The organism is Vibrio mediterranei, from assembly GCF_900088415.1.
In the GTDB taxonomy this organism is placed as follows: Bacteria; Pseudomonadota; Gammaproteobacteria; order Enterobacterales; family Vibrionaceae; genus Vibrio; species Vibrio mediterranei.
Window position 1 is genome coordinate 1,343,671 of the sequence record NZ_FLLQ01000001.1, and the last position, 16,116, is coordinate 1,359,786.

At 45.4% G+C, this 16,116-nt stretch carries 17 protein-coding genes; 1 reads left to right on the top strand and 16 read right to left on the bottom strand.

Annotation, left to right across the window (positions count from 1 at the left end; all coding sequences use genetic code 11):
- The first annotated feature begins 154 nt into the window (after window positions 1–154).
- The gene (locus VME0621_RS05890; protein ID WP_062462947.1) at window positions 155–2,164 is read left to right on the top strand and encodes an alkyl/aryl-sulfatase; all 2,010 of its coding nucleotides are present in this window, start codon (window positions 155–157) and stop codon (window positions 2,162–2,164) included.
- A 69-nt stretch (window positions 2,165–2,233) separates the two neighbouring features.
- Here VME0621_RS05890 and cydX read toward each other — a convergent pair whose 3' ends face one another.
- The 16 genes from cydX to VME0621_RS05970 all read right to left on the bottom strand — a co-directional run bounded on the left by cydX (window position 2,234) and on the right by VME0621_RS05970 (window position 16,115).
- Entirely contained in the window at window positions 2,234–2,338 is a 105-nt protein-coding gene (cydX, locus tag VME0621_RS05895; RefSeq protein WP_006069674.1) for a cytochrome bd-I oxidase subunit CydX, read from the bottom strand.
- A 13-nt stretch (window positions 2,339–2,351) separates the two neighbouring features.
- The gene (cydB, locus tag VME0621_RS05900) at window positions 2,352–3,488 is read right to left on the bottom strand and encodes a cytochrome d ubiquinol oxidase subunit II (protein WP_062462944.1); all 1,137 of its coding nucleotides are present in this window, start codon (window positions 3,486–3,488) and stop codon (window positions 2,352–2,354) included.
- A 9-nt stretch (window positions 3,489–3,497) separates the two neighbouring features.
- Window positions 3,498–5,078: a cytochrome ubiquinol oxidase subunit I gene (locus tag VME0621_RS05905; RefSeq protein ID WP_062462941.1), complete on the bottom strand. Its 1,581-nt coding sequence runs from the start codon at window positions 5,076–5,078 to the stop codon at window positions 3,498–3,500.
- Between the two features lie 66 nt (window positions 5,079–5,144).
- On the bottom strand, window positions 5,145–5,744 hold the full coding sequence (locus VME0621_RS05910; RefSeq protein ID WP_062462938.1) for an HvfX family Cu-binding RiPP maturation protein: 600 nt from the start codon (window positions 5,742–5,744) through the stop codon (window positions 5,145–5,147).
- A 1-nt stretch (window position 5,745) separates the two neighbouring features.
- Complete coding sequence (locus VME0621_RS05915) at window positions 5,746–6,453, bottom strand: HvfC/BufC family peptide modification chaperone (protein WP_062462936.1); 708 nt, start codon at window positions 6,451–6,453, stop codon at window positions 5,746–5,748.
- On the bottom strand, window positions 6,446–7,312 hold the full coding sequence (locus VME0621_RS05920) for an MbnB/TglH/ChrH family RiPP precursor modification enzyme (protein ID WP_062462933.1): 867 nt from the start codon (window positions 7,310–7,312) through the stop codon (window positions 6,446–6,448). Before VME0621_RS05920 ends, VME0621_RS05915 begins: the two co-directional genes overlap by 8 nt.
- On the bottom strand, window positions 7,300–7,614 hold the full coding sequence (locus tag VME0621_RS05925) for a hypothetical protein (protein WP_038227665.1): 315 nt from the start codon (window positions 7,612–7,614) through the stop codon (window positions 7,300–7,302). Before VME0621_RS05925 ends, VME0621_RS05920 begins: the two co-directional genes overlap by 13 nt.
- Window positions 7,604–8,560 (bottom strand): MBL fold metallo-hydrolase, encoded by a 957-nt coding sequence (locus tag VME0621_RS05930; RefSeq protein WP_062462930.1) that lies wholly within the window; start codon window positions 8,558–8,560, stop codon window positions 7,604–7,606. Before VME0621_RS05930 ends, VME0621_RS05925 begins: the two co-directional genes overlap by 11 nt.
- Before the next feature lie 394 nt (window positions 8,561–8,954).
- Window positions 8,955–9,809, bottom strand: a complete 855-nt coding sequence (locus VME0621_RS05935; RefSeq protein WP_031493583.1) for a tagatose bisphosphate family class II aldolase — start codon at window positions 9,807–9,809, stop codon at window positions 8,955–8,957.
- Entirely contained in the window at window positions 9,800–10,993 is a 1,194-nt protein-coding gene (gene nagA / locus VME0621_RS05940) for an N-acetylglucosamine-6-phosphate deacetylase (protein ID WP_062462927.1), read from the bottom strand. Before nagA ends, VME0621_RS05935 begins: the two co-directional genes overlap by 10 nt.
- Window positions 10,983–11,423, bottom strand: a complete 441-nt coding sequence (agaF, locus tag VME0621_RS05945) for a PTS galactosamine/N-acetylgalactosamine transporter subunit IIA (RefSeq protein ID WP_062462925.1) — start codon at window positions 11,421–11,423, stop codon at window positions 10,983–10,985. Before agaF ends, nagA begins: the two co-directional genes overlap by 11 nt.
- 62 nt (window positions 11,424–11,485) lie before the next feature.
- Complete coding sequence (agaE, locus tag VME0621_RS05950; protein ID WP_062462922.1) at window positions 11,486–12,370, bottom strand: PTS N-acetylgalactosamine transporter subunit IID; 885 nt, start codon at window positions 12,368–12,370, stop codon at window positions 11,486–11,488.
- Window positions 12,360–13,142 carry a PTS N-acetylgalactosamine transporter subunit IIC gene (gene agaW / locus VME0621_RS05955; protein WP_031496388.1) on the bottom strand — a complete coding sequence of 261 codons (783 nt, stop codon included), beginning with the start codon at window positions 13,140–13,142 and terminating at the stop codon, window positions 12,360–12,362. Before agaW ends, agaE begins: the two co-directional genes overlap by 11 nt.
- Window positions 13,143–13,160: 18 nt before the next feature.
- Complete coding sequence (gene agaV / locus VME0621_RS05960) at window positions 13,161–13,634, bottom strand: PTS N-acetylgalactosamine transporter subunit IIB (RefSeq protein WP_031496390.1); 474 nt, start codon at window positions 13,632–13,634, stop codon at window positions 13,161–13,163.
- A gap of 16 nt (window positions 13,635–13,650) precedes the next feature.
- On the bottom strand, window positions 13,651–14,808 hold the full coding sequence (locus VME0621_RS05965) for an SIS domain-containing protein (RefSeq protein WP_062462919.1): 1,158 nt from the start codon (window positions 14,806–14,808) through the stop codon (window positions 13,651–13,653).
- On the bottom strand, window positions 14,808–16,115 hold the full coding sequence (locus tag VME0621_RS05970; protein WP_062462916.1) for a D-tagatose-bisphosphate aldolase, class II, non-catalytic subunit: 1,308 nt from the start codon (window positions 16,113–16,115) through the stop codon (window positions 14,808–14,810). Before VME0621_RS05970 ends, VME0621_RS05965 begins: the two co-directional genes overlap by 1 nt.
- Window position 16,116: the final 1 nt, after the last annotated feature.

Consider the following 16,116-nt stretch of genomic DNA (forward strand, 5'->3'; position numbering starts at 1 on the left):
AAGTGTATGCCACTCAGACAATTGAAGATAAATCTCAATAACTGAATCATATTTAATCGACTTCTAAATTCTGCACTATCGTTCAAGCGAATCGGTTTGATTAACATGCATCTCGTCAGCTTAACAAAGCAAAATAATTTTGAACGAGGTATCCATGAAACAGTCAACTAAAACGCTCTTCACACTCCTTCCGCTTACTATGGTTATGGCCCAGGCACTCAATGCCGCGCCATTAGATAGTTATGACTTCACTGCGAACTCAAAGGGTGCAACGTCATACACGGCAAAGGCCAACCAAGAGGTTTACAAACAGTTAGACTTCAACAATAAAAAAGCGTTTGAAGAAGTAGATCGCGGCTTTATTGCTCCCCTAGATAATGGTGGACTCATCAAAGGTATTGCTGATGTGCCAGCAATGCAGTTTGTGCAAGGTAAACAAGCACCAGATACGGTGAACCCAAGCTTATGGCGTCATTCTCAGTTGGTAAACCGTGGCGGTTTGTACGAAGTGCTACCAAACAAAATCTATCAGGTACGCGGTAATGATGTGTCTAACTTAACCATCATCGAAACGGACAACGGCATCATTCTTTATGATATCGAATATTCACCAGAAACCATGAAAGCGGCTTATGAGCTTTACGCGAAGCATCGAGGCAACCGTCCGTTAAAAGCTATCATCATTTCACACTCTCACACCGACCATTATGGTGGCATTGAAGGTGTTATTAAGTCAGGTCTTGCATCTGAGCAAGATATTGCGAGTGGCAAGATTCCAGTATATGTACCACAAGGTTTTGTTGAGCATGCCGTAGGTGAAAACGTACTGTTTGGTAACATTATGAGTCGTCGTGCTGTGTACCAATATGGCTTCCTGCTACCGAAAAATGAAAAAGGTATTACCACAGCAGCACTAGGTCCGCTGGTGGCTGCGGGTGCTAATGGCTTGCCAACTACGGTTCACGAAATCACTAAGCAAAAAGAATCGGTTACCATTGATGGTTTGCAATTCGACTTCCGTTTGGTTCCTGAATCAGAAGCGCCATCGGAAATGGTCTTCGAAATCCCAGCTTGGGGTGCGGTTTCTATGGCTGAAGACGTTAATCATCTTCAACACAACATTTACACGATGCGCGGCGCTAAAACGCGTGACGCTGGTAAATGGGCGAAATACATCAATAATGCGATTGTTGAATGGCACGACAGTGCGAAAGTACTATTTGGCCCTCATACATGGCCAACTTGGGGTAACGAAGAAGTCATTAACTACATGAAAGGTCAGCGTGATTTGTACAAAGCGATTAACGACCAAACCACTCGATTAGCTAACTACGGTTATCGTCCAAGAGATATTGCTAAGAAGATCGAAATCGCTGACCCGATCATGAAACAGTGGAACAACCGAGATTACTACGGCAACTTCGAAAACAATGTCATTGCTACCTACGTTAACAACCTAGGTTGGTTCGACGGTAACCCAGTGGAAATAGCTCGTCACACTGATGCAGATACCGGTAAGCGTTATGTTGAGAGCTTTGGTGGCGAGGATGTCGTGATTGAGAAAGCGCTGGATTACTACCAACAAGGTGATTATGCATTTACTGTTCAGCTGCTAAACAACATTGAGTCGTATAACAAAGACAACAAGAAAGCCAATTACTTGATGGCTGATGCGTTTGAACAACTAGGCTTCCAAGAGGAAACCGCGCTTAATCGCAACTGGTATTTGACGGCTGCAAAAGAGCTTCGTAACGATAACTTGTTGCCACAAGTTGTGAACTCAGCAGGTCCAGATGTGATTAAAGCCATTCCTTCTGATTTGATGATGGATGTGTTCGCAACACGTATCGTTCCTCAGAAGTCATTAGATGCAGGCCGAATTGCCTTTGATTTTGAATTAAACGGAGAATCATTTGGTGTAGAAGTCGAGAATGGTGTAATGAACTCAGCGCTGGATTATCACCCTCAAGATTCAATGGGTACGATCAAAGCCGATAACATGACGCTGTTTGGTATCATCAGCCACAAACTGACAGTAAAAGATGCCCTTGCTACTGGTGCGTTAAAAGTAACCGGAGACCAATCGGTACTGAACAAGTTTATGGGCGTTCTAGATAGCAATATCCCAGCAAACTTCAACTTGATTCAACCGCGTATGAACTAATCGTACAAAATAAGTAGACAAACGAGAAAGCCCACGACAACGTGGGCTTTTGTCTTTTCAGACAATGGATTAACCATCCATATCTTCTTTATTGCGTTGCTCTAACCACATCGCATTGATGACCCCGAAGGAGCATGCGAGCAACACACCTAGAACCCAACAGATATACCACATACGTTTTATCTCCCTAGTACAGCGATGTGCTGTTGTCTTCAATGAATTGCTTGTCGATTCGGCCGAACATCTTGTAATAACACCAAGTCGTGTATCCAAGGATTACAGGGACAACCACAACGGCGACCACTGAGATGATGCTGAGCGTTTTGTAGCTTGACGTGGCATCCCACAACGTCAAGCTGTGAGAAGGTACTAAACTTGATGGAATAATCATTGGAAATAGTGCAATGCCTGCGGTCAATATGATGGTTAGAATTGCCAAACTCGAGCACAAAAATGCCCAGCCAGCGTGCTTAGCCGTGGACAGCAGTGCTGAACAAAGTAACATAGCGCATGCCGTGAGAGGTACGATAAATAACGTAGGGTAGCTAACAAAGTTATGCAGCATATTATGGCTGACAACCGAGACCTCTTTGCTTACTGGGTTTGAAACGCCATTGGTATCGATAAGGCTTTGGATGATATAGCCATCTTGGCCATTGGCGATGACGCCACCGACAACGAACATAATCAGCGCGGTACACGCGGTCCACACTGCGATGGATCGTGCTCTTTCATTAAGCTCTCCTACCGTTTTTAGTTGCAGGAAGGTAGCTCCTTGAAGCAGAGTCATGGCCACCGCCACGACACTGCACGCTATGGGGAGAGGAGTAAACAAGCTCCAAAATCCGCCCTTATAACTGATCATCAGCAATTCATTGAGCTCGAATGGCAGACCTACAAACAAATTGCCAAAGCCAATACCAAATACTAAAGGTGGTACGAGACCACTGACAGTTAGAGCAACATCACAAGCGCGTCGCCATCTAGGGTCGTCAATTTTGTTGCGATAATCCATGCCAATAGGGCGCAACCATAGCGCGGCAAGAACAAGAACCAATGCCAAGTAAAAACTAGAGAAAGCTGTGGCATAGACGGCAGGCCAGATGGCGAATATCGCTCCCCCCGCAGTGATCAGCCAAACTTGGTTCCCGTCCCAATGCGGGGCAATGCTATTGATCATAACCCTACGTTCAACATTACTTTTTCCGGCAACAGGCAGTAGTGCGGCGACGCCCATATCGAAGCCGTCGGCGATAGCAAAACCAATGATCAGGATGCCGACAATCGCCCATGTGAAAAGGCGGAGTGCTTCATAGTCAAACATATGACCTCCTTATTTGTAGTTGTCGATAACATTGTCGAGTGAGCGGTGTTGTTCGTGATAGTAACGCCCGGTTTTCAGTACACTTGGTCCGCGGCGGGAGAATTTCACCATCAAATACATTTCAGCGATAAGAAACAGGGTATAGAGCACGTAAACGGCTCCTAGCGAAATCCAAATATCACTGGCAGCCAAGTTTGATGTGGCCATACTGACAGGCAGAACTTCACCAATGGCCCACGGTTGTCGGCCATACTCAGCAACAAACCATCCAGCTTCACAAGCTATCCATGGTAGTGGAATCGCCCAAAGTACTGATTTAAGTAGCCATCGTTGGCTGCCGATTTTCTGACGGCAAACTTGAATAAACGAAAAGCCAATCAGTGCGAACATCAAGACGCCACACACCACCATAATTCTGAAGCTCCAGAACAGTGGTGCGACTTGCGGAATGGTGTCTTGTGTAGCCATTTTGATTTGTTGTTCGCTGGCATCAGAGACATTGGGCGCGTATTTCTTCAGCAGAAGACCGTAACCAAGGTCAGACTTAACGTCATTGAACTTAGCGATGTTCTCAGCGGTTTTATCACCAATTCTTAAACGCTCGAGTAAACCATAGGCGATCATTCCGTTGCGGATTCGTTGTTCGTTGATTGCCATGAGGTCCCTAATACCCAACACAGGTTTATCCAATGAGCGTGTTGCGATAATGCCCATTAGATAAGGGATCTTAAGCGCATAATCGGTTTCCATGGTTTCTTGATTGGGAAGTCCGAAGACGGTAAATGAAGCTGGTGCTGCTTCGGTGTGCCACTCCGCTTCAATCGCTGCGAGCTTAACCTTTTGAACATCGCCAAGTTCATAGCCAGATTCATCGCCGAGTATAAGTGTGGAAAAGATGGCAGCCATGCCGAACGAACAGGCGATAGCAAATGAACGTTTTGCAAATGCCACGTCCCGATTTTTCAGCAAGTAGTAAGCGCTGATACCCATGATAAATAGTGCACCAGTGGTGTAACCTGCGGCGACGGTATGAACGAATTTCACTTGTGTTACTGGGTTGAAAATCACGTCGGTGAAACTGGTCATTTCCATACGCATTGTTTCAAAATTGAACTCGGCACCGACAGGGTTTTGCATCCAGCCATTAGCCATCAAAATCCAAAGACCAGAGAAATTTGAACCCAGTGCAGTAAGCCAAGTAACTGTGAGGTGTTGACGCTTACTTAACCGATCCCAACCAAAGAAGAACATCCCGACCAATGTCGATTCAAGAAAAAAGGCGACTAGTGCTTCAATCGCAAGCGGGGCCCCAAAGATGTCACCAACGTAGTGAGAGTAATATGACCAGTTGGTACCAAATTGAAACTCCATGGTTAAGCCTGTTGCAACCCCTACGGCAAAGTTGATTCCAAAGAGCTTGCCCCAGAACTTGGTCATATCCTTGTAAATGGTTTTGCCCGTCATCACATAGACCGATTCCATGATGGCCAGCAAGAATGATAGCCCTATAGTGAGAGGCACGAATATAAAATGATACAGCGCGGTACTAGCAAATTGCAGACGCGACAGATCAACGACATCTGTTAACATAGCATCCCCTTCCCGCTACGAGCGTAGCGGGCAGAAATAGTAGAAAGATAGGTTTTTATTGGGTGATTAAGCGTTTGCAGGCTTGTTTAGAAAGGGCTTTTTTAGCCAGTAATCGAGGCTTAGATAACGGCCACCGCCGTAGACAAAAAGCACCATTAACATCACGAAGTAGGTGGCAGCGAATTCCATACCGTTATTGAGCATAACCGGGTCACCAAGTTCGGTAATGTAGTTGTAGCGGCCCGGAAAGTTCTCCGCCAACCAAGTGATAAAGCCGTTTAGACGAATGGTTGATTCCATACTCCCTGTCGCAATCGCATCCCAGCCATGTTTCCAATGCACCATGGCACTGGCCACACTCATCATAAAAATCATTGGAATCGCGATAATGCGAGTAAACAAGCCTAGGGCAATACAGATACACCCGACGACTTCAGTTGCAGCAGCGAGGAACGCAAGAAGTTCTGGAAACGGGAGGTTAAGTCCACCGTCTGCTACGGGGGCGCCAAACCAGGCAACCGTGCCCGCGAATCCCAGTACTTTAGAGCGCGCTCCGACATAGATAACCGGAACCAAGAAAAGACGAATAGACAGTAGAACCAAAAAGTCGATTTTTCGGCACTTGTCGATAAGGTTGTCATACCAAGTTAAGACTGACTTAATCATTTTATTCTCCTAGGGTGTTGATGTTTAACAGCCCGAGATGGGTGAAATGTTGTAGCCAAAGACGTACATCGAAATCGGCGAGTTGAGCTTCAGTTTGTTGTTGGAATGTCTGTAAGCTCGAACAATATGAGGGTTGAAGGGTCTGAATCAGTGCCACATCGATGGGCCGAAGTTTTTGTGAGACAACATGGTGTTGAGCGTTTCGAAATACCGCGTAGTAGTTTGGTGGAGTGCTATCGGTTATTTGTATTGAGTGACTAGACACCTCAAAAGGCAATTCCACTAAGTGCAGAGTGGGATTGCAGCTCAAGGTGTATTGCTCAGGGTTCTGATACACAATGTCACTGCAAGACTCGATATTGATTCGAGTTTGGTCAATTTCTGCGCTGAAGGCGATCCACTCGTATTCAAGTACCATAAGGTCAAGTTGGTTGACCCAAGTACCATGCTGAATGAACTGCACGAACTCTGTCGCGATGTGATGAAACTCAGGTTCCATTGCACAATGCTGCAACAGAAAGTCTTCCACTAACTGAACCAAAGCTTGATGACCGACTCGCTCAACGAAAAAAGGAAAGGTGTTGTTTACGACACCAAAAACGTTGTCGCGAATAAACTCACCGTATTGGCATCCTTCAATACGACCTAATCGTATCTTCTGCGCAAGTGCTTCAGTTTGCTGGAGCATCAATCCTGGAGGGCTAAGCATAGAGGACCCCACTTTCAGACAGCTGGACTTGTCGTTCAGCAGCTTTGACAACTGCATGGATGTCTCGTAGCTCTTCAGTAAGGACGACCAGTGGTGGTACGTTGTGGTCTCTCTCTAACAGTAGTGGTTTGTTGCCGTGGAGGTTAAACACATAATGAGCCAATTCAATTACTGAGTCAGAGACGGGTTTGCCATGAGTATCGAGTAATGACTGATCGCTCTGCTGCAGATGTCCTGCAATGTGGTAATAGCCAATCGCGTCGCTCGGCAGGCTTTGCAGCATCTCATAAGCATCAAAACCGTAGTTGATGCTGTTGACGTAGACATTATTGATATCCAGCAGCATCTGACAGCCAGATTTCTCGATAAGCTCTGAAAAGAACTCGCCTTCAGGAATGTCGTTGTCATAATTGTGATAAAACGAGATGTTTTCGAGCACCAAAGGCCTAGCGACCACGTCTTGCACGCGTTGGATTCGAGAGGCTAGATAGTCGATATTCTCTCTGCTTCTTGGGATCGGTAGCAGGTCATAAAGATAGCCCTGACTGTCCCGAGAAAAACTCAAATGGTCACTGTAAATCTCGATATCAAACTCATTAAGAAAACGGGCGACATCTTTCAGGTAGCTTTCGTTTAACGGCACGCAATCACCAATGGATAGACTAAGACCGTGAGCAACCAAGGGGTATTTGTCAGCGATTTGCTCCAAACGCTCCCGTTTTGCGCCACCAAGATTCATCCAGTTTTCAGGTGCGAGCTCGAGAAAGTCGATATCGGGATGCTTAGGCATGTCACTCAGCATATCCACATGCTCCATACGCAGACCCAATCCCTTGCTGGTGTTGGTTATTGTCCGCATACTCCACCTGTCACCTTACTGTTTGCTGATGTCACTGCGTCAGCAGGCGCATTGATACCTTGACCAGAGAGGCCGCACTTCCCGTCACGCGCGCGCACTAACTTATCTTGTGGATCGCTATCGAGCTCTTGTTTTTCAAAGCGTTTTTCGGTTCCACATTTACCTGCGGCACATTTACCGCCATGCTGTTCTGTTGGCTGAGCGGTAACAGGAGCTTCAGCAGATTCACTGATGGCAGCGAGTGCCGCGTTCATTGATACCAGTGAGCTGAGTGCGATTGATATAGCCATTTTATTGTTCATTTGAAGTCTCCTTGAAAGACGCCATTGGGAAGCTCGACAGATCACGAGCAGAGAATATTTTTCCTTTGTAGTACTTTTTCACGATCTCCACTGACTGTGCTTTACGCTTTAGGCCTAGCCCCATCCAGTGATTTAAAATCAGTAGCTTAGGATTAATTTCAGCGGCAATTTCCCCCACGGTCGAAGGTTTCGCATGCATAAACGATGAGATAGCATCGGCTTCTTCGTGAATGGCCATAGGCATTACTAGAATGTCAGCGCCTTTGGCAAAAGGAATGAAGGCGGGATTACTGCCATTTTGGTCTGCAGAAATAACAATGACGCCGTCCTCACTCTCAATTCGGTATGCCAAAGTGGGTACATCGCCATGAGGGATGCCGAGTGCATAAACAGTAAGCCCATCTAATTCGTAGATTTTTTGTGGTGTGGTTTTTTGATAAGAAACATCGGTGAGGGTGATAGGGAACAAGCCATCTGAGCCATCATAAAGTCCATTAAGGTAAGCGTAAGCTCCGTGTTCCTGATTGAACATCGCATCCATATAGCCTGTTAAACTCGGGAATGCAGAACCAGCTTCTGGACCGGTGATATCTAGTGCGTCTTCACGTTCGAAAAAGTAAGCGCCTTTAAGCAGGGCTGGAAGATCGGCAACGTGATCGGTGTGGAAGTGAGTGATGGCTAAAAGATCGAGGTCTTCGAGTTTGCCTCCTGCTTGGCCAAATCGTAGGTAGTTACCACCACCCGCGTCAATCATGATTCTTGATTTGCCTTTCCACCAAATCAATTCTCCCGATGAGGCGCGCATATCATCAGAGATGGGACCTCCAGAACCAAGGATTTGTAGGGTAAAGTCTTTATCTAGGGGTTCGAGATTGATTGCAAAAGATTGTGTCGCCCCAAGTGAGCAACTTAGCGCGACTGCCAGCGCTTTTATCGGCCATTTCATAACCATTTCCTATCGTTTTTGTCATCGACTACTTTTGGTCAAAGCGTGAAAGTGCAGACAGGGAATCATCAAGTTTGTTGATCTCTGTCAAAACACGCCGATACGATAAGGAAAAAATAAGGTTAAGTATGTATGAATATATTTAATGTTGCGTTTAGTTAATATGAACATTTGATAATGAAGTCATACTAACGGACAAATGAGCTAGTTAATTAATTCGCCAAGACTAATGCAAGGTTTCATTATTCATAAACATACCTATGGAAGCATAAATAATCTGAAAATGCGGTTAACGCATACTTTCAAATACAAAAAAGGGCACTCCGGTAGGAATGCCCGAACACCTAATATAGGGGGCAGGTGTTGTTAAATTTTGGTTTGTGAATAGATAGGGTTACAGTCGGCCTTCACTGCGACACATTCTTATTTTATCGATAACCACTTGTTTCATAGCGGCTTTACCTGGGGTGATGTACTTACGAGGGTCATTCGCGTCAGGATGTTCACTGAAATGATCTTTAACCGCGTTAGAGAATGCAATCTTTAGCTCTGTTGCGACATTAACCTTACAAATACCTAAATCAATACATCGATTTACCATCTCATCAGGAACGCCAGAAGCACCATGGAGAACTAATGGGATATCAACCATTGAACGGATTTTCTCCAGTCGGTCAAAGTCTAGTTGTGGCTCAGCTTTGTATAATCCGTGAGCCGTTCCGATGGCTACAGCCAGCGAGTCTATCCCCGTTCGGCGGACAAATTCTGCAGCTGAGGCTGGGTCTGTCATCAATGCATCGGCGCTATCAACAATTAAGTCATCTTCTTGACCTCCGAGGCGACCTAGTTCCGCCTCAACACTGGCATCAAATCGATTGCAGTATTGGACGACAGAGCGGACTATTTCGATATTTTGATCAAAGGCATAATGAGAGCCATCGATCATGACTGAACGGATGCCGTGTTCAACTTTATGTCGGATATCTTGTAGGTCTTCATGGTGATCTAAATGAAGCACTAAAGGTATAGAGTGCTTATGAGCGGCTTCTTTACATATGCTTATTAAGTAGTCGGTACCAGCATAGTCATAGGTTCCGGGAGTGCCTGCAAGGATTACCGGAGACCCCATTTCAGATGCAGTTTCCACAACGACTTGGACAGTTTCTAAGTTGTGGATATTGAATGCAGGCACTGCGTAGCCACCAAGTTGAGCACGTTTTAGCATTTCACGAGAAGAAATTAAATACATGGAACCTCCTGACTTGGCGACACTTCAGAATCAAATACGATTCGACCGTTAACCCAAGTTTTGGTAATAGAAAAATCTGAATTAATAGCGACCATCGAAGCAGCTTTTCCTACTTCTAATGAGCCCAATTTTTGTTGTAAGCCTAGCGATTTAGCGGGAGTTAGTGATGCCATAAGCCAGGCTTGCTCTAGAGGAATATCAAGCCATCGCTGAACACTAAGCACTGCATCTAGCAAGTTAAGAGTGCTCCCAGCTAAGCTTCCGGATGTCGTAGTGACAACGCCTTTGTTCATTTTTACTTGGTATTCTCCAAGAGAATATTGACCATCAGGCATACCCGCTGCGCACATGGCATCGGTAATAAGAGTCATTCGGGAGCCACAACAGCGGTGGGCGATATCGATGGCACTTGGATGAACGTGATGTCCATCAGCAATCATCTCTACATAGCTTTCAGGGTGAATCAAACCTGCGCCTACTGTACCTGGATCTCGATGATGTATACCTCTCATGCCGTTGTAACAGTGGACAATGCCATTTGCTCCCGCATCAAGAGCGGCATTAGTCTGCTCGTAACTGGCATCGGTATGCCCGAGCATGACTTTTATCCCTTGTTTGCGCAGGTATTGAATCGCTTCAATCGCACCTTTCTTCTCTGGAGCGAGAGCAACAGTCACGAGTTGGTTATCGCTATAAGAAATCCAATTATCGAGCTCTTCAATTGATAGTTCACGAAACCATTCTGTTGGATGAGCGCCTTTGTTCTTTTCAGTAAAATAGGGTCCTTCTAAATACGATCCGAGTAGCTCCGCGCCAGAAAGTCCTAGTAGTTTGCTTTTAGCAACTTGTTGTAAAGCCGCGCGTATTTTAGCTATTGGTGCGGTGACGGTAGTGGCAACAAATGCAGTAACACCTAAACTAGCGAAGTAGCGAGACATGCTGTCTAAACTCTGATGACTTGCATCCATGACATCACAGCCTTTAGCGCCATGAACATGGCTATCGATTAGACCCGGTAAGAGAATGCTGTCACCTAAATTTGTGAATTTTGTGTGCTTCACAGAGTCATAAGACTGAATTTCTTCGATAAAACCGCTACTGTTGATGCCGATGACAGCATCATCTAGCCACGTTTGGTCATGCAAGAGCTTTGGTACTCGATAATATAAAACTTCAGATACCATTTTCTTCAACCATCACCGAGTTATCATTTTTCGTGGTCATTTCTGCCGCAAGAGAGGTTACTCCTCGACGACCACACTCAATGGCTTGGTCGGGAAATTCTGCTAATGCCAATCCGTCGCGCTCAAGAAGCATTTCTGCAGCCATTTGCATATTTGTACCAGTAATAACTTGAATGTCTGAGCGTTCCTGACTGATTAGAGAAGCGGTTCTAAACGGTGTGCCACCCAATAAATCGGTAAGGAACACTATTCCTTCATTGGAGTCCAATTCTTTAATTTTCTGGCGCATTTCCTGTTCCAGCAAAGGGGTCGTGGACTCTTCTGGAAAATCAATAAAACCGAATTGAGGTTGTTCTCCGATAACTTGTGTGATCGCTTCGGCAATACCAGAAGCGAACCCACCATGACCCGATAAAATTACAGCAATCATATGTCTTCCTTTTTGGGGCTAAAAAATTAGCCCCATATGTTATTTATCGATTGATAAGCGGCTTACAGGAATCCCATAAAGCGACCAACAACACCCAGTGTTACCGTGATACCAATAAGTTTTAGTGGGCTCCATCCACGTTTTACCAAGGCGTACATCGCTAAGGTGTAGACAAGCGGAAGGAATGCTGGCATCAATTTGTCAATCACATCGGCCTGAAGTTTGACCACTGCATCACCTGCATTGATTTCTGCAGTCGTGGATAGTCGGACGTAGGTAGCAACTAGTGCTCCAATTACCGTCATACCAACCATGGAAGCAGCGTGTCCTACTTTTTTGGTATTCGCTTTGATTACTGGTATCGCAGCAACACCCATACGGTAGGCATAATGTGCAAGTCCAAATCTCAAGCCAAAATGCACGGCATTGAACAAAACAATAAAGAACACTGCGCCCATGATTGAACCTTGGAGAGCAAGGTCTGCACCTATACCACCACATATGGGTAGTAACGTTAGCCAGAACATAGCGTCACCGATTCCCCCCATCGGCGCACCAACGGCTATTTTGGTACTTTGAATACTATTAATGTTCTGTTTTGAACGCTCCATTGCCAAAACAATACCCATAACAAAAGTCACCAAGAATGGGTGTGTATTAAAGAAACCCATATGGCCCTGCATCGCTTTTGAAAGGTCAGCTTTATTAGTGTGGATTTTTTTAAGAGCTGGCAATAGGCCGTACAACCAACCCGATGCCTGCATACGTTCATAGTTGAATGACGCTTGTAGCAATAATGAACGCCAGGCCATCTTATTGATGTCGGCTTTGGTTAACTCAATACCAATTTCTTTATTTTCATACTCGTCATCGGAGATACCAGGAGCGGGCTGAACTGCTGGATCCGTTACCTTAAGGTTTAGTTCGTTGCTTACGTTAGATTCCATCTTCAAAGTCCTTAGTTGAGCCTGCTGTTGCTACAGGAGTGGGTTCCGATTTACGCATGAAGTCGATAATTGCCATTGCTGTCGCAGCCGCTGCAATAGCTAAGATAGGTAGTTGCAGCCAAGCTGCGGCGACAAAACCAAGAATGAAATAAGGGATGTAGGCATTCTTCATCATGATTTTCATCAGTACTGCGAAGCCGATAGCTGGCATGATGCCACCTGCTACACCAAGGCCATCGATCAAGTCTTTTGGAAGAACCTCTACTATCTTTCCAGCGTGCTCTGCACCTAAGAAAACTGGTAAAAAAGCGCAGAGAAAATAGAATGTACCTAGTACGCCCAACGCCATGTAGTTAACGCGTTCGATACCATCGGTATCTGCCGATTGTGCGTATTCATCACATTTCGACATAACAGCAGACATTGCGGAGAACAATAAAGTGATCCCCATCTGGACGGCGACCGCAAACGGCACGGCAACACCCACCGCAACGTTAGGCTCTACTTTTGTTGTAATAGCGAAGGCTGTGCCTACAATTGTCCCGATAATGACATTGGGTGGCTGAGCCCCTGCAAGCGGTGCCAAGCCCATCCAAATAAGCTCTAACGTACCGCCGACTAAAATACCGGTTTGTAAGTCGCCTAGTATTAAGCCAACGAGTGGGCCTAACACTACTGGTCGGTGAAAGTGGGTCAGACCGTTAAACAAATCTAGGCCTGCAAAAAAGGCAAGGATGCCGAGCATCAAGGCCTGTAAGAGTCCTATTTCCATAATTGATTTCCTTATTAATTAGATAAGAGTAAAGAGGTCAGTTGCGCTTTCAGTCGGCACACCTTGTATGGTGCACGTGACTCCTAACGCTTTTAGTTTTGTAAATTCCGCAACATCGTCCTCTCCAACAGACACAGTTTTGGCAATCTGTTTCTTGCCTTCGACATAGTGCATGTTGCCGACGTTGATGTTACTTATAGGCACACCACCTTCGACCAACATACGAAAGTCTGCGGGAGTGCGGCACACCAATAGAATTTTTTGTCTGTCAGAGGCTTTATGGATGGTGTCTATCGTTTTTTGCACAGTCCAAAAGCGAATCGCAATACCGTCAGCGAGAACCATTTCCATAAGACTCTGCTGTATGTTGTCCTCAGCAACTTCGTCGTTAACAACAACGACGATATTTGCGTCTGCAAAACCTACCCATTGAACGCCTACTTGGCCATGTACAAGACGTTCGTCAATTCGACTAAGTACGATATTTGGCATAATTAATTCCTTTAAGTTAATTAGTTAGTTCATGGATGGTGACGCCTTGCACAACACGGTTAACTTCACCAGTTGGACACGGGTTATCTGGTCCAAGACCAAGTTTTAGGGATTTTTCAAAGGCCAACATTTGGCAGAATAAGATGTAAGGGAAGCAAAGCCATTCATCGCCAAAGCCGAGGTGTCCTAGTTCGAAAACATGGTCTGCGCTTAATGCTTGTTCGCTAATAGCGATATGTGCCATTGCTTGCTGGTCCCGGCGAATTTCGTCGAAGAGATCTAAGTCATAGCGACGGGTATAGGGATCGCTGGAGATGAGTTGAATGACAACCGCTTTGTCATTAATGGTAAATTTCGGCCCGTGACGGAAGCCAAGTGAGGAGTCAAAGCAAGTCATTATGTTACCTGCACTTAACTCGAGAGATTTTAAAGACGCCTCTCTTGCGAGCCCTGAAAAACCGCCACTTCCAAGAACAATTAATCTTTCATATGGTTGTTCTGCAAGGGTTTTGACAGCAGATTGCCACTGTTGCAATTTGTTTTCACATAACGACGCGGTAGCCTCAATTTGTGCCTTCCATTCTTGCTGTTTTTGATGCCCGAATAACGTTAGAGTCGACATCAACATACAGGTGAAACTGGATGTCATCGCAAAACTGTTATCATTTGACCCTTCAGGCATTAGCATGCAGTACGCGTTATTCGCGTTGCTTGCATACTGTGCCAGTGCGCCATTTGCGTTGCAGGTTAAAAACAAGTGATGACAATTGGGGACGATCTGATCGACCAAAGCGACGGCGGCGACGCTCTCTGGGCTATTGCCTGAACGGGCATATGACACCAATAAAGTAGGCCGAGTTTTATCAAGGTATTGTTCTGGGTTTGATACAAGATCCGTTGTTGGGATGGATTCAACCCGGCAACGCAAACCGGAGAGAAGGAAAGGCATGGCAGCATCTCCAACAAATGCCGATGTGCCAGCGCCAGCTAAAATAATACGCAGTTCTGGTAACTCTAGTAGTGGAGAAAGAAACGCACTGACAGAGTTGTATTGCTTTTCTAAGCTATCAGCTAGATTGCGCCATAGTCTGGGTTGATGACTAATTTCAGTGGCAGTATGAATGCCATTGTGTTGCTCTAGCCATTGTTCGTCATAGCCTAATAAAACGCTCATTAAATAGTCTCCTTACAAGCCGCTGCATTTGAATAACAAGCCTTGGAATAAACCTGAGTTACTTCCATGATCTTGTGGATAACAATGTCAGCGGGATTATTCTGAATTTGGTTTTGCGAAATTGCTTTTGCCTGATTGGGCAAGTACTGGCTCAGTAGAGTGACAGGCAACGGGTTAGCTTCAAGATGAGTAAACAAGGCTTGCTGGGCAGTTTGCACTTCTGGATGTGACCAGTAGTAGCGAATGCGGTCACTCAAGCTGTAGCTACAATCAAGAAATTGCTGATGTCCCTTTGTGAGGTAGTGAGAGCGCCAGTAATCAGGCTGTTCATGCATAATTTGTTCAACGGTGCTTCGAAGGTGAGCTGCATGGTGAGTACCTAGCCACTCGGTTTCCGCTCGGTCGAGACCATAGAGTGCTTCGCGCATAGCAAACGTTAGAGCTGGGCCAACCTTTAAAATAGCGAAATGGTCTTTTACTAGGTCCTGGTATGCTTTCGGGTTTTGATAATCGGTAGAGTGAGCCTCAAAAACCAAGTAAGGTTGGCTTTCGACCATTTTGCTAAGGGTTTGTGCTTTCGAGCTGTCATAATGATGGACGTTATGATGATCAAACTCGACACCTGGTTGTACTACGAGACCGACCACTCGGGGCCAAACATTGCTTAATCCAATATCATCAAAAGCAAGGTTGTGTTTGTCTAATGTGACGAGTGCTTGTTCTGAAGATGTGACTTGCAACTGCACTTCTTCTAAGGACTCTAATGCGCCTCCTGGTGTCGGTACTTCTGTGCCAATGACATAAACAGGTGCTTCGCCTCTAACTTTTTGCCATGTTTGTTCCGCGATCAAACAGAGTTGCGCTGCTCGCTCTGCCATGATGGTTTCTTCAAGAGGTGTTGTGTCGTCTAAGCAAGACATGGAACAGTCTAGATGAATTTTTCTAAAACCCGCTTTGATGTAGTCATGAATAAGAGTTGATGAGTTTTTCATCGCCTCTATTGCTGGTAAATGTTGCCAGCAGTTTGGACCTAAATGATCACCGCCGAGTATTATGCGCTCTGTCGGAAATCCAAGTCGTGCAGCCAAAGTAAAGACAAAATCAGAAAAGTCCTTTGGCGTCATTCCGGTATACCCACCAAATTGATTAACTTGATTAGATGTCGCTTCAATCAGTACATGTGTACCGTCTAGTTGAGCTTGTTTTATCGCGGCTTCTATGACCAAAGGGTGTGCTGAGCATACTGAGTAAATCCCGTTCCTTTGCCCTTGTTTGTGCTGTTCAACTAGTGATAATAGAGTTTTCATC